Genomic DNA, 23,499 nt, shown 5'->3' on the forward strand with positions numbered 1-23,499 from the left:
GAAAGAAGCGTACGTTCGGAATCATGACGAAGGCAATCACCGTCTCCGGACTGCACAAGTCGTTCGGCAGGACGCACGCCCTTGACGGCCTCGACCTGGACGTCGAGACCGGTGAAGTGCACGGATTCCTCGGCCCGAACGGCGCCGGGAAGTCCACCACCATCCGGGTCCTCCTCGGCCTGCTGCACGCCGACTCGGGCGCGGCCCAGCTCCTTGGCCGGGACCCCTGGGCGGACGCGGTCGAACTGCACCGGCGGATCGCGTACGTCCCCGGTGACGTGACCCTGTGGCGGAACCTCTCCGGCGGCGAGGTCATCGACCTGTACGGGCGGCTGCGGGGAGGGCTCGACAAGGCGCGGCGGGCCGATCTCATCGAGCGGTTCGAACTCGACCCGACCAAGAAGGGGCGCACCTACTCCAAGGGCAACCGGCAGAAGGTGGCCCTCGTCGCCGCCTTCGCCTCGGACGTCGACCTGCTGATCCTGGACGAGCCGACCTCCGGCCTCGACCCGCTGATGGAGGAGGTCTTCCAGAGCTGCGTCGAGGAGGAGCGCGACCGCGGCCGGACGATCCTCCTCTCCTCGCACATCCTCAGTGAGGTCGAGGAACTCTGCGACCGGGTCAGCATCATCCGCAAGGGCCGGACCGTCGAGACCGGATCGCTCGCCGACCTGCGCCACCTCACCCGTACGAGCGTCACCGCCGAACTCGCGGGCCCGCCCAACGGGTTGGCGGACCTGCCCGGGGTCCACGACCTCGACGTACACGGCAGGCGCGTCAAACTCCAGGTCGACACCGACAAGCTGGATGCCGTACTGCGCTCCCTGACGGGCTCGGGCGTGCGGTCGCTGACCTCGACGCCGCCGACCCTGGAGGAGCTGTTCCTGCGGCACTACCAGGAGGACGTGCGCGCTTCGGAAGGGGCGATGGCACGATGACCGCCACCGCCTCGACCTTCACCGTGCGGGCCGGAGGGTCTCGTCAACTCGCCGGAACGGGCACCCTGTTGAGGTTCGCGCTGCGTCGCGACCGGGTGATGATCCCGCTCTGGGTCGGCGTGATCGGCCTGCTGGTGCTCTCCATGCCGAACTCGCTGGAGACCGTCTACAGCACCCCGGCCGAACGCGCCGACCTGGCACGGCAGATGCTCACCAACAGCTCCCTGCGGGCCACGTACGGGCCGGTGTTCAGCGACTCGCTCGGCGGGCTCACCGCCTGGCGCATCGGCGGCTTCGCCGGGGTGTTCGCCGCCATCATGAGCCTGCTCATCGTCGTACGGCACACCCGTGACGAGGAGGAGAGCGGGCGGCAGGAGATGCTCTCGGCGGGAATGGTGGGGCGGCGCGCCCCGCTGACCGCAGCGCTGCTTGCGGCGTTCGTCGCCAACGGGGCGCTCGCGCTGATCGTCGCGGGCGGGCTCGCGGGCCAAGGCGGCGGCGGGGCACTGGCGTTGGGGCTCGCGGTCGCGGGTGTCGGCATGGTCTTCGCGACCATGGCGGCGATCGTCGCGCAGTTCACCGAGAGCGCGCGGCTCGCGAAGGGGCTGACGGGCGGACTGCTGGGCGCGGCCTTCGTGTTGAAGGCGGCCGGTGACTCGGCCACCACCGACGGCTCCTCCGCCCTGACCTGGATCTCGCCGGTGGGGTGGCTGGAGGAGATCAGGGCCTTCGCGGACGAACGCTGGTGGGTGCTGTTCCTGTTCGTCGCGGCGTGCGCCGTGCAGGGCGCGGTCGCCTACGAACTCGCCGGGCGGCGCGATGTCGGCATGAGCTTCCTGCCCACCCGGCCCGGGCCCGCCTCGGGGCGCCTCCGTACGGCCGGGGCGCTCGCCTGGCGGCTCCAGCGGGGCAGTGTGCTGGGCTGGAGCCTCGGGTTCCTCGCGGCCGGGGCCGCCTTCGGCGGGATGACGAAGGGGGCGGCGGATCTGGTCGGGGACAACGACAAGACCCGCGAGATCATCGAACGGATGGGCGGGCAGGCCGGGATCACGGACGCGTTCCTGGCGGCGATGGTGGGGCTGCTCGGCATGGTCGCCGCGCTGTACGTCGTCTCGTCCGTGCTGCGGCTGCACGGCGAGGAGACCTCGCAGCGGGCCGAGCCCGTACTCGCCGGGGCGGTCGGGCGACTGCGCTGGGCCTCCGGCCACCTCGCCATCGCGTTCGGCGGCACCGTCCTCATCATGCTGCTCGGCGGGCTCGGCCTCGGTCTCGGCTACGGCGCCGATCTCGGCCCCATCCTCGGGGCCTGCCTCGTCCAGGTCCCGGCCATCTGGACCCTGGGCGGCCTGGCGGTCCTCCTCCACGGGCTCTCGCCCCAACTGGCCCCCGGCGCCTGGGGTGCGGCCGGTCTCGCCCTCCTCCTCGGCTGGATCGGGCCCGCACTGAACGTGCCGCAGGCCGTCATGAACCTCTCTCCCTTCGGGCACCTTCCGAAGCTGCCGGGGGGCGAGATGGCCTGGACGCCGGTGGTTGTTCTGGTGGGGACCGCGGTGGGGTTGGTGGGGGCGGGGCTGGGGGCTTTGCGGAGGCGGGATCTGAGCGGGTGAGTTCCGGCTCCAGGCGGCAGGGCGTGGGTAGTACGACGGGATTCCCCGAGGACCGGGCTCGGCCCTCGGGGAATCCCGGAGTGTCAACGGGCGGGTGCCCGTCGTCTGTTGCGAGTGATTACCGCGCCACGTAGCCGAAGCGCGCGGCGCTGGCCGGAAGGCCGCCCGTGCCGGGCTTGTACGTGGTGACCGCGGCGACGGTGCCGCCGGCGGTCACGTTGGAGTGCGGCAGGGCGTACAGCGCACCGGTGGACGGGCCGTAGGGCGTGCCGATGTAGAGCTTGGTGCCGGTGAACTGGATGCTGCGGCCCAGGTTCTGGTCGGCGCCGGCAGGGCCGGGGACGCCGTCACCGTCGCCCGCCTCGATCCAGCGGTCATTGGCGCCCGCCGTGCCGAGCAGCGAGAAGGTGTGGACCGCGCCGGCCTTGGTGAGAGTGCCGATGGCCTCGCCCGGGGTGCCGACGGCGAGCTTCATCGTCGCTTCCGTGCCGACCGCGCGCGGGGCGAGGTTGATCGCGGTGAGCCTCTCGCCCATGCGGTCACCGGCTTCGGCGGTGCCCGAGACGTCGTCGTCGCCGGTGCCCTGCCAGAGATCGCGCAGCTCGCTCCAGGTGCCGTCCGCCTTGACGCGGAGCAGGACCACGCGGCCCGCGTCGGCGTTGGCCGAGGTGCCGACGGTCATGGCCTCGCCGGGTGAACCGATCGCGAGGATCGACTCGGTGGCGGCCGCGGCGCCGGAGGGACGGTACGCGGTCATGCTGAGGGCGTACCCGAACTCGTCGCCCGCCTCGGCGGCGCCGGAGACGGTGGCGAGGTCCTGGTCGATGCCGCTGAGCGGGGTCGGCCTGCTCTCGGAGGCGGTCAGCTTGTTGTGGTTGAACAGCGACAGACCGCCCGCGTCCGCCTTGGTGCCGACGTTCTCGTTCGGGCCGCCGATGGCGAGGTGGTTGGCGTTGCCGGCAACGGCGGCGCCGAAGCGGTCGCCCGTCTCGGGGTCGCCGGGCACGTCCGCGCTGTTCTGGGAGATGCCGACGCTGGTCCCGGCGTGGATGTAGAAGGCCATGCCCGCCTTCGTGATGGTGCCCAGGGCCTCGCCGGGGCTGCCGGCCAGGATGTAGGGCTCACCGGCCTGCGTGGTGCCGGCCGCGACGGCGTGGCCGAAGCGGTCGTCGGTCTCCGCGGCCGAGCCCGCGATCGCGCCGGTGCCCCCGCCCTGCTCGAAGTGGGTGTACTTCGTCGCGCCGGTGCCGATGCCGCCCGCGGCGCCGTAGATGACGTCGACGAATCCGGCCGAGGTGGCGGTGCCCAGGTCCTCGGAGGGGGTGCCGACGACCAGGTCGGTGTAGCCGTCCTCGTTGTAGTCGACGGTGTCGATGGCCTCACCGAACCAGTCGGTGGCCTCGGCGCCGCCGGCCACCCAGTCGAGGTCCTGGTTGACCTCGACGGTGCCCTTGCCGCCGCCGTACACGATCCGCACCACACCGGCCTCGGCGGCAGAGCCGACGGTGGCCTTCGGGTCGGAGATCGCGATGTCCTCGACGCCGTCGCCGTTGAAGTCGGTGACACGGAGGGCGCCGGCCTTGGAGCTCACCCACGAGGCGAGGTCGTCCACGCGGGCGGTGACGCCTGCGGTACGGGTCTCCGCCGCGTCGATGCCGAAGCAACCCGCCTGATACGACTGGGTGTTGAGGCCGACGAGGGCAGCTGAGGTGCCCGTTCCCCGCACCACCGGACCACCGGCGTCACCCGCACACGCCGCCGCGCCGGCCTTGCCGGTGACCAAGGCGGTGGTGGTGTCCGCGGAGTCCACGGTGTAGGCGCCGGAGTGCAGCTTCATCGGGGCCCATTCGGCCTTCGTACGCCCGTACCCGGCGAACTTCAGCTCCTCGCCCGCGGTGGGGGCGGTGGTCGCCAGGGCGATCGGGGTGACGTTGGTGACCGGCCGGTTCAGCCGGGCGAGCACCACATCACGGTCGGTACGCGGCACGAGCTCGACGACCTGACGCACGACACCGTCGGTGCCGGCGAGGTCGGTGGAGCGGCCGATGGTCGCGGTCGTCTTCAGCTTCGGTACGCCGGCCTGCGCGGCGGCGCCCGTGGAATCGGCGAAGCAACTGGCCGCCGTCAGCAGCCACTCGGAGTCGACGAGCGTGCCGGAGCAGCCGCGGTCCGTGTCGCCGATGATGAGGCGCGCGGTATAGCCGTACGTGGTGTCGGTGGCGGCGGTGCCGCCGGTGACGGCCTGCGCGGGGGTGCCGGTGAGTACCCCGGATACGACGCCGGCGGCGAGCAGGGTGCTCGTCAGCGCAACGCGTGGACGTATGTGAGACACGTAGAGGTTCCTGGTGGTTCAGTGGTGCGCGCTGCCGGGCGCACGCGGAAGCGGTGCCGGTCCGGCGTGGGTCAGCCGGTGACGCGGATCTCGACGAGGACCGAGCGGAGGCCGGTGTCGCCGGACTCGCCGACCGGTGTGAGGTCGTTGGCCGGCGCGTTGACGACGGTGTCCGTGCCCTCGGCGGTCAGCGTGGCCTTCACCGGGCGGTCCTGTGTCCAGATGCTGAAGGTGTCGGGCAGCTCGAGCGTCAGGAAGCCGGACTTGGCGTTGGTCTTGAAGCAGAAGATGCCCTTGCGGGACTCGATCGCGATGTTCGACGGGTCGGCGCACTCGCCGAGGTCGGTGACGTCGGTGAGCCAGACGTGCCCGTCACCGCGCTTGAGCGTGACTCCGCGGTCCGCGAGGAGCTCGGCGGCACCGGGGTAGTCGAAGTCCTCGACCAGGTCGGGCATGCCCTCGACGGCGGCGCTCTGGGCGGCCGGCGCGATCTGCGGGAGAGCCAGCGCGGTGGCACCGAGGCCGACCACGAGGGCGGCGGTGAGGCCGCCCAGAAGGGTCTTCCGGGCAGGGGATATCGCCATGGATTCCTCTCATTCATCACATAGGCTTCTCGAAAGTAAAGCACAGGTAAGATCCCTGTCGGCAAGCTGCAAAGCCCTCCTTCACCTGGAGAGATGGCGCCACCTGACAGTTCGTCAACTGTTATCGGTGTGCCGCGGCTTCGCTATCGCGTTTACTTCCCCGCGATCCAACGGAAAGCGGACATAGCTTGAAGGACCGTCAGGTGAAACAACCATCGCGCTCCATACGCCTGGGGGGCTTCCGCGCGGCGTGTGCGACTGTGCTGTCCGCCACACTGGCGGCGACTCTCCTGGGCACAGCCCCCGCGACCGCGGCAGACGCCGAACCGACCGTGTACCGCGGACTGGTGGTCGGCTACTGGCTCGAGGGCGGGACCGGCATCCAGGAAGCGGCCGAGAAGGCGCTTCTGGGCTCGGACGAGGACATCCGGACTTTCCTCACGGATGCGCCCGGCATTCAGCAGATCGATGACCGGGTGGATCTCTCCCGGGTGGTGAACGCCGGTGGGCCTGCCGTGCGGGAGGGCGCGAAGAAGGCCCTCACCGGCACACCCGCCGACGTCGAGGCCTTCTTGGACGAGGGCTGGAAGGCCCCGAACGAGCAGGATCTGCGCGTGGAGGCCGCCAGGGTCGTGAACTTCGGCGGCCCCGGCGTTCAGGACGCGGGCAAGGCCGCACTGCTGGGCACCTCCGCGGACGTCAAGCAGTTCCTGGAGGTCGGCCAGTACAAGGCGCAGCAGACCGACAACCGGGTCGAGGTCACCAAGCTCTACAGCACCGGCGGCACGAACGTGAAGGCCGCCGCCAAGCTCGCCCTGCAGGGCACTGCGGACGACATCGTCGAGTTCCTGGAGGTCGGCCAGTTCGTCGCCCGCAACCGTGACCAGGAACACGCCACGATCGCGCAGCTGATCGAGCAGGCCGAGAAGGCCGGCAAGCAGGCCGAGGACGCGACCGACAAGGCCGTGGAGGCCTCCGCACAGGCCATCACCGCCGCCGCGCTCGCCAAGGAAGCCGCGGAGCGGGCGGCCAAGGAGACCGAAGCCGCGAAGACCGATGCCAACCGCGCGTCGGCGAAGGCCAAGCAGGCCGCCGACGCGGCCCGGGCGGCGGCCGAGGCCTCGCAGCGGGCGATCGGCGCGGCCAACGAGGCCAACCGCTCGGCCAGGCGGGCGTCGCTCGCCGCGGCGCAGACGGCGAACGCGGCCGCGGCTGCGGCCGAAGCCGCGGGCCGTGCCTCGAACGCGGCCTTCGCCGCGAGCAAGGACAAGGGCCAGGCCCAGGCCGCCCTCGACCGGGCCGCCGAGGCGCGCAAGGCCGGCGAGCTCGCCAAGCGCTCGGCCGCGGCCGCCGAGCAGGCCGGCAAGGCGTCCCTGGCCGCCGCCGACGCGGCAGCCGCGTCCCGCAGCGCAACGGGCAACGCCAACGCCGCCGCCAACGCGGCCGACCAGGCAGCCAACTACGCGGAGGCCGCCGGCGGATCCGCGGCCGAGGCCCGGGCCGCTGCGGCGGAGACCCGCCGGCACGCCGCCGAGGCCGACCGCGCCGCCACCGCCGCCGAGGCGCTGGCCCGCAGGTCGGCGACGGCGGCCAACGAGGCCCGTGACGCGGCCAACTCGGCCGCCACGCATGCCTTCAACGCCGCCACGGCCGCCGAGGAAGCCGCGGCGCACGCCGGTGAGGCAGCCGACCAGGCAGCCGAGGCCACCAAGCAGGCCGCTGCCGCCAAGGCCGCCGCCGACACCGCCACCAAGGCGGTGGCAACGGCGCAGAAGACCTTCGGCATCGCCCGCGAGACCGAGGCCGAGGACCTCAAGACCCGCACCAACGCGGGTGTCGAGGCCGCCATGACGTACAAGTCCTCGGCAGACACCTTCACCGCGGATGTCTCCCGGACGGTGGTCGAGGGCCAGGCGATCGTGGACGACACCAAGTCCCTGACCGCCGAGGCGAACAAGCCCGACGTCGACCAGGCCGCCATCGCGGTCAAGGGTCGTGCGGTCGCGATGCGGGCGCTGAAGTACTTCGGCTCCTGGCGCAAGGACGCGGCCGCCCAGGCCCTGTCCGGTACCGACGCCGAGGTCATCGAGTACCTGAAGACCGGCTGGGACAAGGCCCTCGCGGACGAGACGCGTCAGCAGGTCGCCGACCTCGCCTCGGCCGGCCCCTACGAGGCGGTACGCACTGCGGCCACCGAGGCTCTGAAGGGCACCGACCAGCAGATCCTCGACTTCTACACCACCGGCCGGCACCAGGCCGCCAACGCCGACTACCGCATCGCGGTCACCAAGCTCGCCAATGACGGCGGCCCCGGCGTCAAGGAAGGCGCCGTCAAGGCCTTGCAGGACGGCAGCACGCAGGCCCTGCTCGCTTTCCTCAACAATGGTCAGTACGAGGCCCAGCAGGCCGACGAGCGGGTGAGCGCCACCCAGCTGTTCAACGTCGGCGGTCCCGAGGTCAAGTCCGCCGCGAAGATCGCGCTCGCCGGGTCCGCCGACGAGGTACACAACTTCGTCCAGGCGGGCCAGTACACGGCCGCCCAGAAGGACGGGCTCGCCGACACCCACGTCGCCCAGGTCGAACGCCTCATCGCCGAGGGCCAGAACATCGCGGCCACCGCCCGGTACAACTCCGCGGTCGCCGCCAAGGCCGCCGCCGACGCCAGGAACGCCGCCGCCGAAGCCGAATTGGCCGCCGCCGACGCCAAGAAGAGCGCCGGCGAGGCCGAGAACTACGCCACCGCAGCCGACAACGCGGCCGACCGCGCGGAGACCAGCGCCAAGCAGGCCAAGACCTCGGCGACCACCGCACGTGCCGCCGCCAACCGCGCGGCAAGCGACGCGGTGGCCGCCGAGGAGTCCGCCGCCCAGGCGGAGTTCTCCGCCGAGTACGCGCGCACTTCGGCGTACGAGGCCAAGGAGTCCAGCAGCCGTGCGCATGCGGACGCGGTGGCGGCCGGGAAGAGCGCGGCAGAGGCCGACCAGCTGGCCGCCGCAGCCTGGAAGGACGTGGTGCAGAAGCGCGAGGCGGAGGAGGCCGAAGCGCGTCGGGTGGCAGCGGAACGCCGCAAGCAGGAGCGGGAAAGCGAACCGGTCTGCATCGTCAACCCGTACCGCGACCACCTGCCGCCCTGCGCGCTGGCCGGCAAGCCCCTCACCTTCCCCGAGATCGACCCGACGATGAAGGAGATCGTCTGGGAGATCCTCGGTCTGAACGACGCCAAGGAATGCGTCAAGAATCCCAGCCTCGGCAAGTGCTCTCTCGCCGCGCTGTCATTCCTTCCGGTCGGCAAGCTCAAGCTCCTCAAGAAGGGACTTGACGGAGTAGAGGATGTGGTCGACGGCAGCAGGACGGTGCGCGCGGCCCAGAAGTGCACGCAGTGCTTCCTCGCGGGCACCAGGGTGCTCATGGCCGACGACTCGGCGAAGAACATCGAGTCCGTCCAGGTCGGCGACGAGGTGCTCGCCACGGACCCGGTCACCGGGGAGCAGGGCCCGCGCAAGGTCACCGACCTGATCGTCACCGAGGACGACAAGTTCTTCAACGAACTCGGCATCTCCACCCCGCAGGGCGAGGAGAAGCTGACAGCGACGTACGAGCACCCGTTCTGGTCGCCGTCGGAGAACGACTGGGTCGAGGCGGAGGTCCTGCGGCCCGGAATGACGCTCAGGACCGACGACGGCTCCACCGTCACCGTCCTGGCCAACCGGTCCTACAGCAAGATCGCGCGGACCTACAACCTCACGGTCGAGGGCCTGCACACGTACTTTGTCTTCGCGGGTGACACCCCGGTTCTGGTCCACAACAGCCGGTGCCTGATCGCCAACGTCACCGGCCCCGCCGGCGAGACCCTCTGGCTCCCGAAGGGACGCAAGGCCATTTCGACGGCCAACAATGGGAAGGGCTGGTTCTATGACATCAAGGAATCCGAGGCTCTCGCCAACGGGCTCCACAAGAGCGTCAGATACGTACGCGTCATGGATCCGACGACCACCGGGAAGTTCCCGCAACCCACCGGATACATCACCTACGCAAACGACATGGGCCAGTTCATCAACCCCCTGACAGGGAATACCGTCGGTCCGTCCGACCCCTACTGGCACATTCCGATCCGGTAGATACCGTTGCATCGCGCGTTGGTCTGCACGACCTTGTTGAGGCCGTGCAGACCAACGCGCCACACCCACCTTGACCAGGAAAGACACTCCCCCATGAATGCCGATGAGTCTTGGGAATCCGTGCCGACCGTCACCATCCGCCTCTGGCGTGCGGATGCCATTGTGCTGTTCGACTGGCTGATGAGCACCGATCTGAACGCGGTACCGATCTCGCACCCAGCCCAGAAGCAGGCGCTCGCCGACCTGTTGGGCCGGTTCGAGTGGGCGTCTGACACGGACATCACGGCGTCCACCGAGGAAGAGATTGCCGCGGCGCAAGAAGAAGTGGCCAAGGACATGGGCTGGTAAGGCGCCGGTAGCGATCAAATGATCTCGGTTGAAGCCCTCTTCACCACCGCTGAGAACGGCACGTCGGCGGCTCCCATCGACTGGGATCCATTGCGGGAGCCCGACGCCTTGCAGGAGGTCGGCCTCCTCGACTGCAGGGTGTGTCCTCTCACGGGCCGGGCCGGGTTGCTCCTGGACATGCGCAGTGCCCTGCAGTACCGCACGGGCAATGCCGCCCTGCTCGTGGTCCGCGGACTCCGGTCGTTCCAGTGGGACGAGGAACCTCTGGAACGCGACCTGCTGCCGTGGTGGGATTCCGAATGCACGGTGTTGAATTCGTCCACCTCGAGCAGCACGTGAAGTAGCCGCGGAAATCGCTGTTGGTCGATTTCGCCCCGCTGGATGTCATCCAGCGGGGCGAAATGCTGCGAACCGAGTGGCCTGTCACCAGGAGACGCCACCTGGCGGATCAGAGCGCGACGCCGAGTCCCTCCAGCCCCCGGATCACAAAGGCCGGCTTGCGTACCGGCTCGGCGGTGAGGGTGAGCGTCGGTGCCTGGGAGAGCAACGCACGCAGGGATGCGGTGAGTTCCAGGCGGGCAAGCGGCGCCCCGATGCAGTAGTGGATGCCCGCGCTGAAGGAGATGTGCGGGTTGTCCGGACGGGAGAGGTCCAGCTCCTCGGGGGCGGTGAAGACGGCAGGGTCATGGTTGGCGGAGCCGAAGAGCATGGCGATCTCGGCGCCGTGCGGGATGGTCGTACCGTCGATCTCGATGTCATCGAGAACCCAGCGCTCGAACAGCTGCAACGGCGTGTCGTACCGCATCAGCTCCTCCACGGCCGTGGGCACCAGCGAGTGGTCGGCGCGGAGGGCGGCCAGCTGACCGGGGTTGCGGAAGAGGGCCCACCAGCCGTTCACCGTCGCGTTGACGGTCGCCTCGTGCCCGGCGTTCAGCAGCAGCACACAGGTCGAGATCATCTCCTGCTCGGTAAGCCGCTCCCCCTCGTCGTACGCGGCGATGAGGCCGGAGATCAGATCCTCGCCCGGCTCCTTGCGGCGCTCCTCGATCAGCCCCAGCAGGTACGCGGTGAACTCCTCCGACGCCCGCACCGCCTTCGCCGCCGTCTCCTGCGACGGATTCATCTCGTACATCCCGCAGATGTCCGCGGACCACGGCCGCAGCGGCGCCCGGTCGGACTCCGGGATCCCCAGCATCTCGGCGATCACCGAGACCGGCAGCGGCTCGGCGACATCGGTGAGCAGATCACCGCCGCCCGCCGCGACCAGCCGGCCGACCAGCTCACCGGCCAGCTGGTCCACGTACGGCTTGAGCCGCTCCACCGTGCGCGGCGTGAACGCCTTCGACACCAGCCGCCGGATCCGCGTGTGGTCCGGCGGCTCCAGGTCGAGCATCCCGTGGTCGTTGAGGACGTGGAACGGCTCATGCTCGGGCAAGGGCGCGGTGCGGCCGAAGTCCTCGTGCGTGAACCGGTGCTGGTACGTCCGGCCGAGGCGGCGGTCCCGCAGCAGCGCCGACACGTCCGCATGATGCGGGACCAGCCACTGCTTGGTGGGCTCGAAGTAGTGCACCCGGCCCCGGGCACGCAGCTCCTCGTACGCCGGGTACGGGTCCGCCAAGAACGCCGGGTCCCACGGGTCGAAGGCCTGCGGAGTCTCCAAAGCTGCCATGGACGGACGCTAGCCCGACCCGGCCCCCGCTGACCAGGGGCGTCTCGACGGACGGCCCCTATCGGACCACCGCGCGCACCCCTTGATCACCTGGGCGTGACCAGCCGTGCCTCGTACGCGAACACCGCCGCCTGCGTACGGTCCCGCAGGCCCAGCTTCACCAGGATCCGGCTCACATGGGTCTTGATCGTGGACTCGGCGACGAACAGCCGGGTCGCGATCTCCGCGTTCGACAGGCCCTGCGCGATGAGGACCAGCACCTCGGTCTCCCGGTCGGTGAGGTCGCCGTACGCCGCCTGTGCCGTGGCCGAGAGCCGTGGCTCGTCCGCGAGCTTGGAGAACTCGGTGATCAACCGCCTGGTGACCGAGGGGGCGAGCAGCGCCTCCCCGGCCGCCACCACCCTCACCCCGTCGGCGAGCTGACGCGCCGAGGCGTCCTTGAGGAGGAAGCCGGAGGCTCCCGCCCGCAGCGCCTGGTACACGTACTCGTCGAGGTCGAACGTCGTCAGGACCAGCACCTTCGCGGCGCCGTTCGCCGCGACGATCTCCCGGGTCGCCTCGATCCCGTTCATCTCCGGCATCCGGATGTCCATCAGCACGACGTCCGGGGCCAGCTCACGGACCCGCTCGACGGCCTCCCGACCGTTGACCGCCTCGCCGACCACCTCGATGTCCGGCATCGCGCCGAGCAGCACGGAGAAGCCCTCGCGGACCATCACCTGGTCATCGGCTATCAGTACGCGGATGGTGTTGCCGGCGGTACCGCTGGTGGTTCCGCCGCTGGTGCCGCCCGTCATCCTGTCTCCTCCGCCGCCGCGGGCACCGGCAGGAACACCGCCACCTCGTATCCCCCGTCGTCCGTACCGCCCGCCGTCATCTCGCCGTCCAGCATCGTGACGCGCTCGCGCATGCCGGTGATGCCGTGCCCCGCGCCGTGCGTGGACTTCGTCAGGCTCGTCGTCGGCGCGGGGCCGTTGACTATGCGCAGGCCGAGCCCGCCGAGGACGTAGCCGATCTCGACGCGGGCCGGCGCACCCGGCGCGTGCCGCAGGGCGTTGCTGAGGGCCTCCTGGACTATGCGGTACGCCGACAGCTCGACACCTTGCGGGAGCTCGCGCACCGCTCCGGTGACCGCCTTGTCGACGGTCAGGCCCGCGTCGCGCACATTGGCCAGGAGCGCGTCGAGGTCGGCGAGGGTGGGCTGCGGGGCGTCCGGCGCCTCGTAGTCCTCCGCCCGTACGACACCGAGCACGCGGCGCAGTTCGGTCAGCGCCGCCACCGCGTTCTCCCGGATCGTGATGAAGGCCTGCTCCAGCTCCGGCGGCGGATTCTCCACGCGGTAGGGGGCGGCCTCGGCCTGGATGGCGACCACCGACATGTGGTGGGCGACCACGTCGTGCAGCTCGCGGGCGATCGTCGTGCGCTCTTCGAGAAGAGTGCGCCTGGAGCGCTCGTGCGCCGTCTCCGACTGGTGGGCGGTCACCTCCTGCTCCGCCTCCCGGCGCACCTGGAGGACGGTGACGACCAGGAGAGCCACGGCGGAGACGAAGAGCAGCGGCACGGTGTTGGTGCTGTAGTACCCCCCGTGGAAGAAGGTCTCGGCGACGATCCCGTACAACGCGGTCAGCGTCCACATCCACGCGGCGGTGCGCGGCCTGGTCCGGAGCGCCACGATCGTCAGCACCACCAGGTGGGTGGCGAAGCTGCCCGGCGACCACGGCCAGTCGGTCCAGCTGTCGCCGATGATGCCGACCACCGGAGTCGCCACGAAGGAGAACCAGAAGGCACCGACCGGCCGGACCAGCGTCAGCAGGACCGGGAGCAGGGCGAGGAGGGTGAACACCAGCGTGCTGATGCTGTTGGTGCCGCTGCTGTCCGCGTTCGCGATGGCCATCGCGAAGAGTCCGGCCACCGCCACCACGGCGTGCGGTGTCCAGGCCGCGTACTTCTGTATGCCCTCGGGCAGCCGCCGGGTGAGTGGGCCGTCCACCCGCATCCGCGGCAGCGGACGGTAGGCGAAGGCGTCGTGGAACAGGTCCTGCCGGAGCCCGCGCAGGGCGTCCGCGGCCAGCCGGAACTCCGGGCTGCGCGGCTTTGCCCCGCCCGGCGGCGTCATCTGCGTCTGGGTCGTCTCGGTCACACTCAAAAAGGTAGGCCGCCGCCGGGGTCGCCGTCGTCACCAGGGAGGAGGGTCCTCCGGGATCCATCTCAGGTACTACGGGTATCGCTGTGGTCCTCCGATGGAGGGGGAAGGGGGCGGAGGGGTGGAGGGCACAGCGGGCGGGACCGTCGCCGCTCAGTAGCCGGACGGGCGGACCAGTCCTGACTCGTAGGCGAAGACGGCCGCCTGGGTGCGGTCGCGCAGGCCGAGTTTCACCAGGATGCGGCCCACGTGGGTCTTCACGGTCTGTTCGGCGACGACGAGGCGCTCGGCGATCTCCGAGTTCGACAGGCCTTGGGCGATGTGGGCGAGGACCTCCGTCTCGCGCTCGGTCAGCTCGCCCACCCGCTGTTTGAGGGGGGAGCGGGGTGTGGAGTCGAGCCGGGAGAACTCGGCGATGAGACGGCGGGTGATCCCGGGCGCGAGCAGGGCATCGCCCGCCGCGACCACTCGTACCGCCTCGGCGAGCTGGTCCGCGGACGCGTCCTTGAGCAGGAACCCGGAGGCGCCGGCGCGCAGCGCGTCGTACACGTACTCGTCGAGGTCGAAGGTGGTGAGCACCAGCACCTTGATCTGAGGGGTGGCCTCGGTGATGCGTCTGGTGGCGTCGATACCGCTGAGCTCGGGCATGCGGATGTCCATCAGGACGACGTCCGGGGTGAGTTCGGCGACCTGCACGATCGCGTCCATGCCGTCGACCGCCTGGCCGACCACCTCGATGTCGGGCTGGGTGTTGAGCAGCACGGTGAAGCCCTGCCGGACCATCTGCTGGTCGTCGGCGATCAGTACGCGGATGGTGCCGCTCGTCATGGGTTCTCTTCTCCTGCGAAGCCTGTGTAGCCAGTGGAGCTTGTGGAGCCAGTGGAGCTTGTGGAGCCAGTGGAGCTTGTGGAGTTCGCGATGGCCTTGGTGCCTGCGGGCTTCGCGATGGCCGTGGTGCCTGTGGAGTTGTCATCCGCTGAGCCGTCGGGGTCCGAGGCGTCGGGGTCAGAGGCGTCGCCGCGGGGCAGGAAGGCCGCCACAACGAAGCCGCCGTGCGAGGTCTCCGAGGTCACGAGGGTGCCGCCGAGCATCGCGGCGCGCTCCCGCATGCCGAGCAGACCGTGGCCCGCGCCCGGTGACGGCGGGGCCGGGCGCTCGGGTCTGGAGTTGATGACCCGTATCTGGAGGCCACGGGGGAAGTGACAGAGCTCGACGCGGACGATCGAACCGGGCGCGTGCCGCAGGGCGTTGCTGAGTGCCTCCTGGATGATCCGGTACGCGGACAGCTCCACACCGGGCGAGAGGGGAAGCTGTTCGCCGGTGATCTCGGTGGTCACAACCAGTCCGGCGGTGCGGGTGTTCTCGACGAGGGCGTCGAGGCGGTCGAGCGTGGGCTGCGGGGAGTCGGGGGTGGCGCCGGTGCCGGCCCCGAGCCCGTACGGGTCCTCCGGATTCTCCGAGCGCAGGACGCCAAGAACGCGGCGCAGCTCGGTGAGTGCCTCCAGGGCGTTCTGTCTGATGCCCTCCAGGTTCTCCCGCAGCTCCTTCGACGGGTTCTCGACGAGGTGCGGCGCGACCTGGGCCTGGATGGAGATCACCGACATGTGGTGGGCGACCACGTCGTGCAGCTCGCGCGCGATACGGCTGCGCTCCTCCAACAGCGTGCGGCGGGCCCGCTCCTCCGCGGTCAGCGAGGCCTGCTCGACGAGCTGGTTGCGGGCCTCGCGGCGGCCGCGCAGGGCGGTACCGAGGAGGACGACGGCAGCGAAGACGATGATCGCCAGCACACCCGTCGAGGAGTACGACACGGCGCCGAGGAGCCCCTGGAAGACGTACGTCAGCAACGCGGTGAGGGCCAGTGCCTCTATGGCCACCCGGGTGGGGACCCGCAGAGCCAGCAGGAACAGCACGATCGCGTGCGCGACGATGCCCGGACCGCCCCACGGCCAGGGGATTGCGCCGTCGACATGGCCGATCGGTGAGTTCGAGGTCAGGCCGGGGCGTGCGGCCTCGGCGGCCACGAACGTGGCGACCAGCGAGAGCCACCAGGCCGGAACGGGCCGCCACAGCACGAGCACCACGCCGATGCCCTGGGCCAGCGCGGTCAGCAGACCCAACTCCGTGCTCACGCCGGAGACCATGGTCATCTGCTCCGTGTTGGCAACGGTCGCGACGACCGCGATCACGATGACCACGACATGCGGGAACCTCCGCAGCCACCGGGGCCGCGACAACGGCGGCAAGGGCATGCGGGTGAAGTTCGCCCCGTCCTCCCACAAGGTCCGCAGCACTCGGCGGAGTCCCTGCCGGGCCAGCTGCGCGACCGAGGGAGGCGAGGGTGCGGCGGAGGCGTCGCCACGCGTGATGCCGTTGTTGCTCGGGCCGCTCACGGGGCCAACCCTAGGCACGGGGCGCCGCCTTCACTCCGGCGGGGTCAGGACGGCGGTGGACGCGGACGACTCGGGAGGGCCGGCCGGTGCGGCGGCGGGGGCCCTGTTCATGGGTGCGAAAGGCGGACCAGCAGACGGAGAGGGCGAGAGCGAAGACGGGCAGCCAGGCGAGACGTGCCGCCACCCAGCCGAGGTCGTCGGGGACGGTGTGCAGGCCGGGGAGCCGGCCCGCCAGTAGGCCCAGGGCGGTGACCGCCATCAAGGACGTCTGGTGCCACAGAAATATCGTCATCGCGGAGAGATTGGCGAGTGCCACCGCCGCCCAGGCCGCGGGGCGCCTCATCCAGCGGCGGAGCGGCCCGCGCAGCAGCAGGGCGAGACCGCACTGGGCCAGCCCGAAGGTGACGACGGCCAGCGACGGCGGGTTCAGGTTGGAGACCGCCGCGCCCGGGACGCCGACCATCGACGCCGGATAGCCCGCCCACGCCACCAGCACCGCGGTCGCGGCCGCCCCGCAGCCGAACAGCACCCAGCCCGCGCGACGACTGTCCAGCTCACCGCGCGTCCAGGCCGCACCCAGCGTGTACGGCACCAGCCAGCCCGCCGCGACGTTCACCCAGCCGAGCCAGGACGGGCCGCCGAATCCGAAGCGAATGAGATCCACATGGAGAACGACGGCCAGCGGCCACAGCGGGTTCATCCGCGTCAACAGGGGTGTCGCCGCGGTCAGTCCCGCGAAGATCAGGAGAAACCAGAGCGGGGACAGCGCCAGCTTCACCAGCGCGTGGACCGTCTCGAAGCCCGTACCCGACGCAAGCAGACAGACCGCGGCCACCGTCCAGAGGGCCAGCACCGCCGCCACCGGTTTGAAGAGGCGGGCCAGGCGGGTTCGCAGCCACTGCCCGTACGTCGTGCCGCGTGCCCGCGCCGACGCGTAGCCCTTGGTGGCCACATGGCCGCCCACCAGGAAGAACACGGCGAGCGTCTGGAAGACCCAGGAGATGGGAGCCAGCCAGGGCATGTGCTGCAACGGGCTCGCCACGCGCAGCGCGCCGCCGTCCGCGACCAGGGCCGTCACCAGCCAGTGGCCGAGTACGACACCGAGGATCGCGAGGGCGCGCAGGGCGTCGACGGCGCGATCCCGCGCCGCGGGGGTCGCCTCGTCGATACGACGGGCGCCGCTCCTTATGCCTTGTGCCGCCGCCCGTATGACGCTGCCGGGCTTGGCTGTTCGGGGCTTGGCTGTTCCGGGCATGGCTGTTCGCACGAAGCGCGAGTGGGCCGGGTGAGACGGGCGAGACGGGTGGAACTCACGCACGGGTTACCTCCGAGGTGTCGCCGAGGACGATGCGGGCGAGGTTGTCCAGGGACACCGAGCCCGGTGTGAAGTAGTCGCTGTGGCCGACACCGCCCGCCGCGAAGACATGGGCGCCGAAGTCCGGGGAGACCGGGTCGGGGCCGAAGCCGACGGTCGTGCCGAAGAGGTCGGCGCGGGTGTGCGGGACGCCCGCTATCCAGTCGTCGGCGCCGCGGGCCGCCCAGACACGGGCGGATGTGTGCAGTGCCCCGACCGAGTCCGCGCCGGTGCCCGGGCTGCCGACGAGCACGATGTCGTCCACGTCCAGGTCCTGCGCCGCACGTCCGCAGACCACCGTGCCGTAGGAGTGGCAGAGCAGGGAGACGGGCGCCTTCTCGCCGACGACGCCCCGCAGTTCGCGTATGAACCCCTTCAGGCGCGGGGCCGCGTCGTCGGCCCGGTCCGTGGTCAGCACTGTGGTGCTCACCGTGCGGGGAGCCTCATAGCCGAGCCAGGCGACGACGGCCGTACGCGGGCCGAGGCGCTCGTGCAGGGAGAGGGCGCCGGCGCGGAACCGGTCGTACGTCTCCAGGTTGGTGTCGGAGCCGGGGACCAGGATCGCGACGCGGTCGGCTTCGGCGAGGTCGCCGAACACCTCGACGGCCTGGCCCGGGCCTCGGCCGTCGAAGGAGAGGAAGTGGCGGGAGGAGTCGGCCATGGCCCGGTCGGCGGCGGCGCGGGTGCTGTCGCCGCGGTCCGCGGCCATACGGGCCGCCTCCGCGGCGTTCGCACCGTTGGCCGCGTACGCCTCGTCCAGCGTCGATACCGTCACGGGGGCGAGCGTCGCGGGCGCCGGGGCGGGGATCCGGGGCCGAGCGGCCGCGGCGGCCACGGGGACGACGACAGCGCCCGTGACCAGTACGGCGAGCAGGGTGCGGCGCAGCCGCCGGACCACGCGTCCGGCACGCCCACCCGGCGTCGGCTCCGCGGCCATCGGCACCGACTCCGGTCCCAACCCCGGCTCCGACTCCGACTCCGCAGGTGATACCCCGCTGCCCGCCGCGCTCGGCTTCGCCCCGAACCCCATGCCGACCTTCCCTCCCCGTGCTCCCGCTCATCGGGCGCCAATGGAAGGGAAGTTACGGATCGTCACGTGTCGTCGGCGTCCCGCCAGGGAGCTCACCTGGGAGGTAGCTCTCAGGTATTACGGGTATGACCGGGCGGCCGAACACGGGCCACACGCCGGTCGCGCTCCACCCGCCTTCACCAGGCCAGCTGGGCGATCTCCTCGGCCACCACCGCGCACGCATCCGCCGCCGGGTCGATCAGCGGGAAGTGGCCGACGTCCTCCAGGAGCGTCAGGCCGACCACCTCGCCCGCCTTCGCCGCCGCGTCGGCGTACGCCTCCGCGACCGCCTGCGGGACGACGATGTCGGTACGGCCCTGTACGAGGGTCGTTGCGATGCCGGTGGGGAGGAGGTGCGCCGGGTCGGCGTACGGCAGGCGGTCCGCGAACTTGCCTTCCCCGCCGAGGAGTTGGCGAGCGGCCCCGCCGCACACGTCCAGCTTCTCGGCGACCCGGAAGTCCGCGATCGGGGCAAGGGCGACGACACCGCGCAGGGGCGCCGGACGGTCCGTGCGCCAGGGCGCGTCGGCGGGCAGGAGGTGGCGCGCGGAGGCCCACAGGGCGAGATGGCCGCCCGCCGAGTGGCCGGTGACCACCATGCGGCGGGGGTCGGCCGACGGGAGCTTCTCCCGTACGAGCGCGGGCAGGGCGTCGAGCGCGGCCGCGACGTCGTCGAAGGTGTCCGGCCAGCGGCCTGCGACCGGGCCGTCGCCGCCCTGCGCGGGGATCGCGGCGCCCCGGCGGTACTCGACGTTGGCCACGGCGAAACCGCGGCGGGCCAGGAAGTCCGCGAACGGCGTGATGTGACGGCGGTCGTACGGGGCGCGCCAGGCGCCACCGTGCAGGACGACCACGAGGGGGGCGAGGACGGCGGGGTCGGGCTCGCGCGGGGCGTAGAAGTCGATCACCTGGTCGGGGTGGTCGCCGTACGCGACGGTGACGTCGGGGTCGACGGGCGGGTGCGAGAAGGCGGACGCCTCCTCGGCGTCGTCCCGTGCCATCGCTCCGTCCCGAGCTGCGGCTTCGTCCCGAGCTGCGGCGTCGTCCTGCATGCTCCAACCTCTCAGCGGTGAAACGGATTTGGCGGACCAGGAGAGAATTCGGCCGTTGGCGGGGACGCTATCAGGCCCGTGACGTGCGTCGACACCGGGATATCACTCTCGGTTAGGGTCAAACGGTTCTGCTGTTTCGTTACGCTGGCGGGGGACGTCCACGCCCGTGGTCCGGTCCGCGAAGGAGTACGCCATGTCCGCCGAGCCCGGCACCGTACGCCCCGGGGGACGCACCGCCCGTGTCCGTGCGGCTGTGCTCCGCGCCGCCGGGGACGTGCTCGCCGAGCAGGGGTTCGCGCATCTCGATCTCGCCGATGTGGCGCGGCGGGCCGAGGTGGGGAAGACCACCGTGTACCGGCGGTGGGGGTCCGTGACCGGGCTGGTCGCCGATCTGCTGAGCGACATGGCGGAGCAGTCGCTGCCGCGGGTGGAGACCGGGTCGGTGTTGGGGGATCTGCGTGCCAATGCCGCGTTGGTGCGGCGGACGCTTGCCGATGCTCGGCAGGGGGCGTTGTTCCGGGCGGTCATTGCTGCGGCGGCGGGGGATGTGCGTACGGGGGAGGCGTTGCGGCGGTTCTATGACGTGCGGGTTGCGGAGTGGGCGCCTTGTGTCGAGCAGGGGGTTGTGCGGGGGGAGTTGCCGGTGGGGACCGACGCGGCGACGGTCGTACGTGCGGTGTCGGCGCCCCTCTATTACTCCTTGCTCACCGGCGGGGTGGCGCCGGGGGACGACGATGCCGAGCGGGCTGCGTCGGCCGCGTTCGCTGCGGCGGTGGCCGGAGTGTACGTCGTCGGCCCCCGGTGATCCGGGGGGAGGGGACAAGCGTTTTTCGCCCCCTCCGCCCCTACCCGTCCCTTGCTCCTGGGGGCTCCGCCCCCAGACCCCCGCTCGCCCGAAGGGCTCGTCCTCAAACGCCGGACGGGCTGAAAGATCTTCCCCGGCCCGGGGCTGAAGAGCGCAGCCTCCACGGGTGGGTGGGGGATCGGGATGGTGCCGCCTCGTCCTTGAACGCCGGACGGGCTGGAGATACCTGGCCCGGGCTGGAAGATCTCTCTCCCCCCAGCTACAGAACGATCTCCTCCCCCAGCACCCTCGCCGCCCGTTCCACATCCGCGAAACCGACGTACAACGGAGTGAAGCCGAAGCGCAGGACGTCCGGGTGGCGGAAATCGCCGACCACGTCGCGCTCGATCAGTTTCTTCATGACCTCGCCGGCGTCCGGGCAGCGTAGGGCCACCTGGCTTCCGCGCTCCGTGTGGGCGGAGGGTGTTACGGACTCCACGCGGCCCTCGGGGACGTATGCCGAGACGCATTCCAGGAAGAAGTCCGTGAGGGCGAGGGACTTGGTGCGGACGGAGTCGATGGAGATGCCGTCCCACACCTCGAGGGCCGCTTCCAGGGCGAGCATCGAGAGGATGTCCGGTGTGCCCACCCGGCCGCGCAGGGCGCCCTGCGCGGGTTCGTAGGCGGGGCTCATGCCGAAGGGGTCCGTGTGGGAGTTCCAGCCGGGGAGCGGGGAGTCGAAGCGGTCCTGGAGTTCGTTGCGTACGTAGAGGTACGCCGGTGAACCCGGGCCGCCGTTCAGGTACTTGTAGGTGCAGCCGACCGCCAGGTCGACACCGTGGGCGTCCAGGTCCACCGGCAGGGCGCCCGCGCTGTGGCACAGGTCCCAGACCGCGAGAGCGCCGGCGGCGTGGATCGCGGAGGTCAGGGACGGGAGGTCGTGCAGGCGGCCGGTGCGGTAGTCGACGTGGTTCAGCAGGACCGCCGCCGTGCGGGGGCCGAGGGCAGCGGGCACGTCCGCGGGGTCCAGCGGCCGCAGTTCGCAGCCGGTCAGGCGGGCCGCCGACTGTGCGATGTAGCCGTCCGTGGGGAACGTCGTCGCGTCGACCAGGATCTCGTCCCGGCCTTCCCCGGCCAGCCGCACGGCACCCACAACCGCCTTGAAGACGTTGACACTTGTGGAGTCGCCCACCACTATCTGGCCGGGCGCCGCGCCGACCAGCGGCGCGATCCGGTCGCCGATCCGCTCCGGCGCCGTCCACCAGCCGCTCTCGTCCCAGGACCGGATCCGCAGCTCGCCCCACTGACGGCGTACGACATCGTCGACCCGGCCGGGTACGTTCGCGGGCAGCGCGCCGAGCGAGTTCCCGTCCAGGTACACCACGTCGTCGAGGACGAACCGCTCGCGCAGTCCGGCCAGTTCGTCGGTCGAGTCCAGCTCCGCGGCCCTGCGGCGCAGCTGGGACAGCTCAGACAGCTCAGACATGGGACCTCGCCGTCCACAGCTCGGGGAACACGTTCTTCTGCGCCCGCTTCTCCAGCCAGGCCACCCCGGCGGAGCCGCCGGTGCCCGTCTTCGCGCCCATCGCACGGCGCGTGGCGACGAGATGGTCGTTGCGCCATCGCCACACCAGTTCCGCGACGTCCGTCAACGCCTCGCCGAGACGGGCGAGTTCGGCGTTCTCGTCGCCCGCGTACAACGACGTCCACACCGCCTCCACCTCCGGCGAGGACTCGTAGCGCAGCGACACGTCGCGCGAAAGGACCGCCGCCGGGACCGCGTGCCCGCGCCGCGACAGCAGCCTCAACACCTCGTCGTACAGGCTCGGTTCGTGCAGCGCCTTCTCCAGCTCCGCGTGGACGCGCGGCGCGCCCCGGTGCGGGACCAGCATGGACGCGGACTTCTCGCCGAGCAGGAACTCCATCCGGCGGTACATCGCGGACTGGAAGCCGGAGCCTTCGCCGAGGGCGCCGCGGTACGAGTTGAACTGGGCCGGCGTGAGTCCGGCGAGGGGCCGCCAGGAGGCGTTCAGCGCCTCCAGTTCCCGTACGGACCGCTTCAGCGCAGCCACCGCGACCGGCACCCGGTCCTCGCGGAGCGCGTTCGCCGCGGTCTCCCACTCGTGGACGATGACCGTGAACCACAGCTCCATGACCTGGGTGGTCACGAGGAAGACCATCTCTCCGGGGTCGTCGGAGCGGGTGTGCTGGAGGTGGGTGAGGACGTCCGCCTGTACGTAGTCCTCGTACGGCGTGGTTCCCTGGAAGTCGAGATGCGGGGTCTCGGGCTCCTGAGCCTCTGCGGGCTGAGCCTGCTGGGACGACATCGCTGTCTCCTGATGCGTACTCCGGGTAGCGGTCCGCCCCTGCCGATTCCGACACGGGGGCCCCGGTCCCCACCGGCATCCTCCGCAATCGTCCCCCGATAACGCAAGGTCCGCCTGGTCACACCAGGCGGACCTGCACAAACGCGGTGCGTGCTAGCCCAGCGTCTGCGCCGCCGTGGGCGAGGAGTCCTTCAGGAACTGGCTGCAGCGCTCGTACTCCTCCTGCTCGCCGATCGCCTGTGCGGCGCGGGCGAGGCCGTGCAGGGCACGCAGGAAGCCGCGGTTCGGCTCGTGCTCCCAGGGGACCGGGCCGTGGCCCTTCCAGCCGCTGCGGCGCAGGGAGTCCAGGCCGCGGTGGTAGCCGGTACGGGCGTAGGCGTACGACTCGACGACGCTGCCTCGCTCGTAGGCCTCGTCGGCGAGCTGGGCCCAGGCGAGGGAGGAGGTCGGGTACTTGGCGGCGACGTCGGCGGGGGCCGTGCCGTTCGCGAGGAGCTCGCGGGGCTCCGGGTAATCGGGGAGGTTGGTCGGGGGCGGTCCCCCGAGGAGGTTCTCGTGAATCGTCATGGGTTCCAGTCTGCGGCATTCGTTGTCGCGGGGTTGAGTCACCCCAGGGAGGGAGGGACCCCGGTGCCGGGGCTGGCTCGGGTTTCTTCGCCCCCTCCGCCCCTTCCCGTCCCTTGTTCCTGGGGGCTCCGCCCCCAGACCCCCGCTCGCCCGAAGGGCTCGTCCTCAAACGCCGGACGGGCTGAAACCGGGCGTAGCCCGGAAGTGCGGGACGGGT

Annotated in this window: 19 protein-coding genes; 6 read left to right on the forward strand and 13 right to left on the reverse strand. The window is 71.1% G+C overall.

Annotation, left to right across the window (positions count from 1 at the left end; translation table 11 throughout):
* Positions 1-23: 23 nt before the first annotated feature.
* On the forward strand, positions 24-938 hold the full coding sequence (locus tag OG266_RS20500; RefSeq protein ID WP_371547674.1) for an ATP-binding cassette domain-containing protein: 915 nt from the start codon (positions 24-26) through the stop codon (positions 936-938).
* Complete coding sequence (locus tag OG266_RS20505) at positions 935-2,545, forward strand: ABC transporter permease (protein WP_371547675.1); 1,611 nt, start codon at positions 935-937, stop codon at positions 2,543-2,545. The genes OG266_RS20500 and OG266_RS20505 overlap by 4 nt, the downstream gene beginning before the upstream one ends.
* A 118-nt stretch (positions 2,546-2,663) precedes the next feature.
* Here OG266_RS20505 and OG266_RS20510 read toward each other — a convergent pair whose 3' ends face one another.
* Together OG266_RS20510 and OG266_RS20515 are read right to left on the reverse strand one after the other, a co-directional pair.
* On the reverse strand, positions 2,664-4,877 hold the full coding sequence (locus tag OG266_RS20510) for a trypsin-like serine protease (protein WP_371547678.1): 2,214 nt from the start codon (positions 4,875-4,877) through the stop codon (positions 2,664-2,666).
* A gap of 71 nt (positions 4,878-4,948) precedes the next feature.
* Positions 4,949-5,461 (reverse strand): hypothetical protein, encoded by a 513-nt coding sequence (locus tag OG266_RS20515; RefSeq protein WP_371547681.1) that lies wholly within the window; start codon positions 5,459-5,461, stop codon positions 4,949-4,951.
* A 203-nt stretch (positions 5,462-5,664) separates the two neighbouring features.
* Between OG266_RS20515 and OG266_RS20520 the strand changes: the two genes are divergently transcribed.
* The 3 genes from OG266_RS20520 (at position 5,665) to OG266_RS20530 (ending at position 10,266) form a co-directional block, all read left to right on the forward strand.
* A complete protein-coding gene (locus tag OG266_RS20520) occupies positions 5,665-9,579 on the forward strand; it encodes a polymorphic toxin-type HINT domain-containing protein (RefSeq protein ID WP_371547684.1) in 3,915 nt (1,304 codons plus the stop codon).
* Positions 9,580-9,672: 93 nt separating this feature from the next.
* Complete coding sequence (locus tag OG266_RS20525; RefSeq protein WP_266457515.1) at positions 9,673-9,927, forward strand: hypothetical protein; 255 nt, start codon at positions 9,673-9,675, stop codon at positions 9,925-9,927.
* 18 nt (positions 9,928-9,945) lie between these two features.
* Positions 9,946-10,266 carry a hypothetical protein gene (locus tag OG266_RS20530; protein WP_371547687.1) on the forward strand — a complete coding sequence of 107 codons (321 nt, stop codon included), beginning with the start codon at positions 9,946-9,948 and terminating at the stop codon, positions 10,264-10,266.
* Between the two features lie 109 nt (positions 10,267-10,375).
* Here the strand turns inward: OG266_RS20530 and OG266_RS20535 are convergent, their stop codons facing one another.
* The 8 genes from OG266_RS20535 to OG266_RS20570 all read right to left on the reverse strand — a co-directional run bounded on the left by OG266_RS20535 (position 10,376) and on the right by OG266_RS20570 (position 19,604).
* Complete coding sequence (locus OG266_RS20535; protein ID WP_371547688.1) at positions 10,376-11,596, reverse strand: cytochrome P450; 1,221 nt, start codon at positions 11,594-11,596, stop codon at positions 10,376-10,378.
* Between the two features lie 86 nt (positions 11,597-11,682).
* Entirely contained in the window at positions 11,683-12,393 is a 711-nt protein-coding gene (locus OG266_RS20540) for a response regulator transcription factor (protein WP_266457523.1), read from the reverse strand.
* Entirely contained in the window at positions 12,390-13,736 is a 1,347-nt protein-coding gene (locus OG266_RS20545; protein ID WP_371547690.1) for a sensor histidine kinase, read from the reverse strand. Before OG266_RS20545 ends, OG266_RS20540 begins: the two co-directional genes overlap by 4 nt.
* Positions 13,737-13,892: 156 nt before the next feature.
* Positions 13,893-14,567, reverse strand: a complete 675-nt coding sequence (locus tag OG266_RS20550) for a response regulator (protein WP_371547692.1) — start codon at positions 14,565-14,567, stop codon at positions 13,893-13,895.
* Complete coding sequence (locus OG266_RS20555; RefSeq protein WP_371552881.1) at positions 14,564-15,988, reverse strand: sensor histidine kinase; 1,425 nt, start codon at positions 15,986-15,988, stop codon at positions 14,564-14,566. The genes OG266_RS20550 and OG266_RS20555 overlap by 4 nt, the downstream gene beginning before the upstream one ends.
* Positions 15,989-16,139: 151 nt before the next feature.
* A complete protein-coding gene (locus OG266_RS20560; RefSeq protein WP_371547694.1) occupies positions 16,140-17,384 on the reverse strand; it encodes an acyltransferase in 1,245 nt (414 codons plus the stop codon).
* Between the two features lie 55 nt (positions 17,385-17,439).
* On the reverse strand, positions 17,440-18,420 hold the full coding sequence (locus tag OG266_RS20565; protein WP_371552883.1) for an alpha/beta hydrolase: 981 nt from the start codon (positions 18,418-18,420) through the stop codon (positions 17,440-17,442).
* Between the two features lie 269 nt (positions 18,421-18,689).
* The gene (locus OG266_RS20570; RefSeq protein WP_371547696.1) at positions 18,690-19,604 is read right to left on the reverse strand and encodes an alpha/beta hydrolase; all 915 of its coding nucleotides are present in this window, start codon (positions 19,602-19,604) and stop codon (positions 18,690-18,692) included.
* A gap of 193 nt (positions 19,605-19,797) precedes the next feature.
* Here OG266_RS20570 and OG266_RS20575 point away from each other — a divergent pair, with 193 nt between their 5' ends.
* The gene (locus OG266_RS20575; RefSeq protein WP_371547698.1) at positions 19,798-20,409 is read left to right on the forward strand and encodes a TetR/AcrR family transcriptional regulator; all 612 of its coding nucleotides are present in this window, start codon (positions 19,798-19,800) and stop codon (positions 20,407-20,409) included.
* 259 nt (positions 20,410-20,668) lie between these two features.
* On the opposite strand, the gene kynU is transcribed toward OG266_RS20575, so the two are convergent.
* The 3 genes from kynU to OG266_RS20590 all read right to left on the reverse strand — a co-directional run bounded on the left by kynU (position 20,669) and on the right by OG266_RS20590 (position 23,282).
* The gene (gene kynU / locus OG266_RS20580; protein WP_371547700.1) at positions 20,669-21,874 is read right to left on the reverse strand and encodes a kynureninase; all 1,206 of its coding nucleotides are present in this window, start codon (positions 21,872-21,874) and stop codon (positions 20,669-20,671) included.
* Positions 21,867-22,715, reverse strand: coding sequence for a tryptophan 2,3-dioxygenase family protein (locus OG266_RS20585; protein WP_371547702.1), 849 nt, complete (start codon positions 22,713-22,715; stop codon positions 21,867-21,869). Before OG266_RS20585 ends, kynU begins: the two co-directional genes overlap by 8 nt.
* 153 nt (positions 22,716-22,868) lie before the next feature.
* Positions 22,869-23,282: a DUF3151 domain-containing protein gene (locus OG266_RS20590; protein WP_266457542.1), complete on the reverse strand. Its 414-nt coding sequence runs from the start codon at positions 23,280-23,282 to the stop codon at positions 22,869-22,871.
* Positions 23,283-23,499 lie beyond the last annotated feature (217 nt).

The sequence above is a fragment of the Streptomyces sp. NBC_00554 genome, from assembly GCF_041431135.1.
Classification (GTDB): Bacteria; Actinomycetota; Actinomycetes; order Streptomycetales; family Streptomycetaceae; genus Streptomyces.

Excerpts from the sequence above, each read along its gene's own strand:
- OG266_RS20500 (WP_371547674.1), top strand. The coding sequence starts at position 24 with ATGACGAAGGCAATCACCGTCTCCGGACTGCACAAGTCGTTCGGCAGG.
- OG266_RS20505 (WP_371547675.1), top strand. The coding sequence starts at position 935 with ATGACCGCCACCGCCTCGACCTTCACCGTGCGGGCCGGAGGGTCTCGT.
- OG266_RS20515 (WP_371547681.1), bottom strand. The coding sequence starts at position 5,461 with ATGGCGATATCCCCTGCCCGGAAGACCCTTCTGGGCGGCCTCACCGCC.
- OG266_RS20525 (WP_266457515.1), top strand. The coding sequence starts at position 9,673 with ATGAATGCCGATGAGTCTTGGGAATCCGTGCCGACCGTCACCATCCGC.
- OG266_RS20530 (WP_371547687.1), top strand. The coding sequence starts at position 9,946 with ATGATCTCGGTTGAAGCCCTCTTCACCACCGCTGAGAACGGCACGTCG.
- OG266_RS20535 (WP_371547688.1), bottom strand. The coding sequence starts at position 11,596 with ATGGCAGCTTTGGAGACTCCGCAGGCCTTCGACCCGTGGGACCCGGCG.
- OG266_RS20540 (WP_266457523.1), bottom strand. The coding sequence starts at position 12,393 with ATGACGGGCGGCACCAGCGGCGGAACCACCAGCGGTACCGCCGGCAAC.
- OG266_RS20550 (WP_371547692.1), bottom strand. The coding sequence starts at position 14,567 with ATGACGAGCGGCACCATCCGCGTACTGATCGCCGACGACCAGCAGATG.
- OG266_RS20555 (WP_371552881.1), bottom strand. The coding sequence starts at position 15,988 with ATGCCCTTGCCGCCGTTGTCGCGGCCCCGGTGGCTGCGGAGGTTCCCG.
- OG266_RS20560 (WP_371547694.1), bottom strand. The coding sequence starts at position 17,384 with ATGCCCGGAACAGCCAAGCCCCGAACAGCCAAGCCCGGCAGCGTCATA.
- OG266_RS20565 (WP_371552883.1), bottom strand. The coding sequence starts at position 18,420 with ATGGCCGCGGAGCCGACGCCGGGTGGGCGTGCCGGACGCGTGGTCCGG.
- OG266_RS20570 (WP_371547696.1), bottom strand. The coding sequence starts at position 19,604 with ATGCAGGACGACGCCGCAGCTCGGGACGAAGCCGCAGCTCGGGACGGA.
- OG266_RS20575 (WP_371547698.1), top strand. The coding sequence starts at position 19,798 with ATGTCCGCCGAGCCCGGCACCGTACGCCCCGGGGGACGCACCGCCCGT.
- kynU (WP_371547700.1), bottom strand. The coding sequence starts at position 21,874 with ATGTCTGAGCTGTCTGAGCTGTCCCAGCTGCGCCGCAGGGCCGCGGAG.
- OG266_RS20585 (WP_371547702.1), bottom strand. The coding sequence starts at position 22,715 with ATGTCGTCCCAGCAGGCTCAGCCCGCAGAGGCTCAGGAGCCCGAGACC.
- OG266_RS20590 (WP_266457542.1), bottom strand. The coding sequence starts at position 23,282 with ATGACGATTCACGAGAACCTCCTCGGGGGACCGCCCCCGACCAACCTC.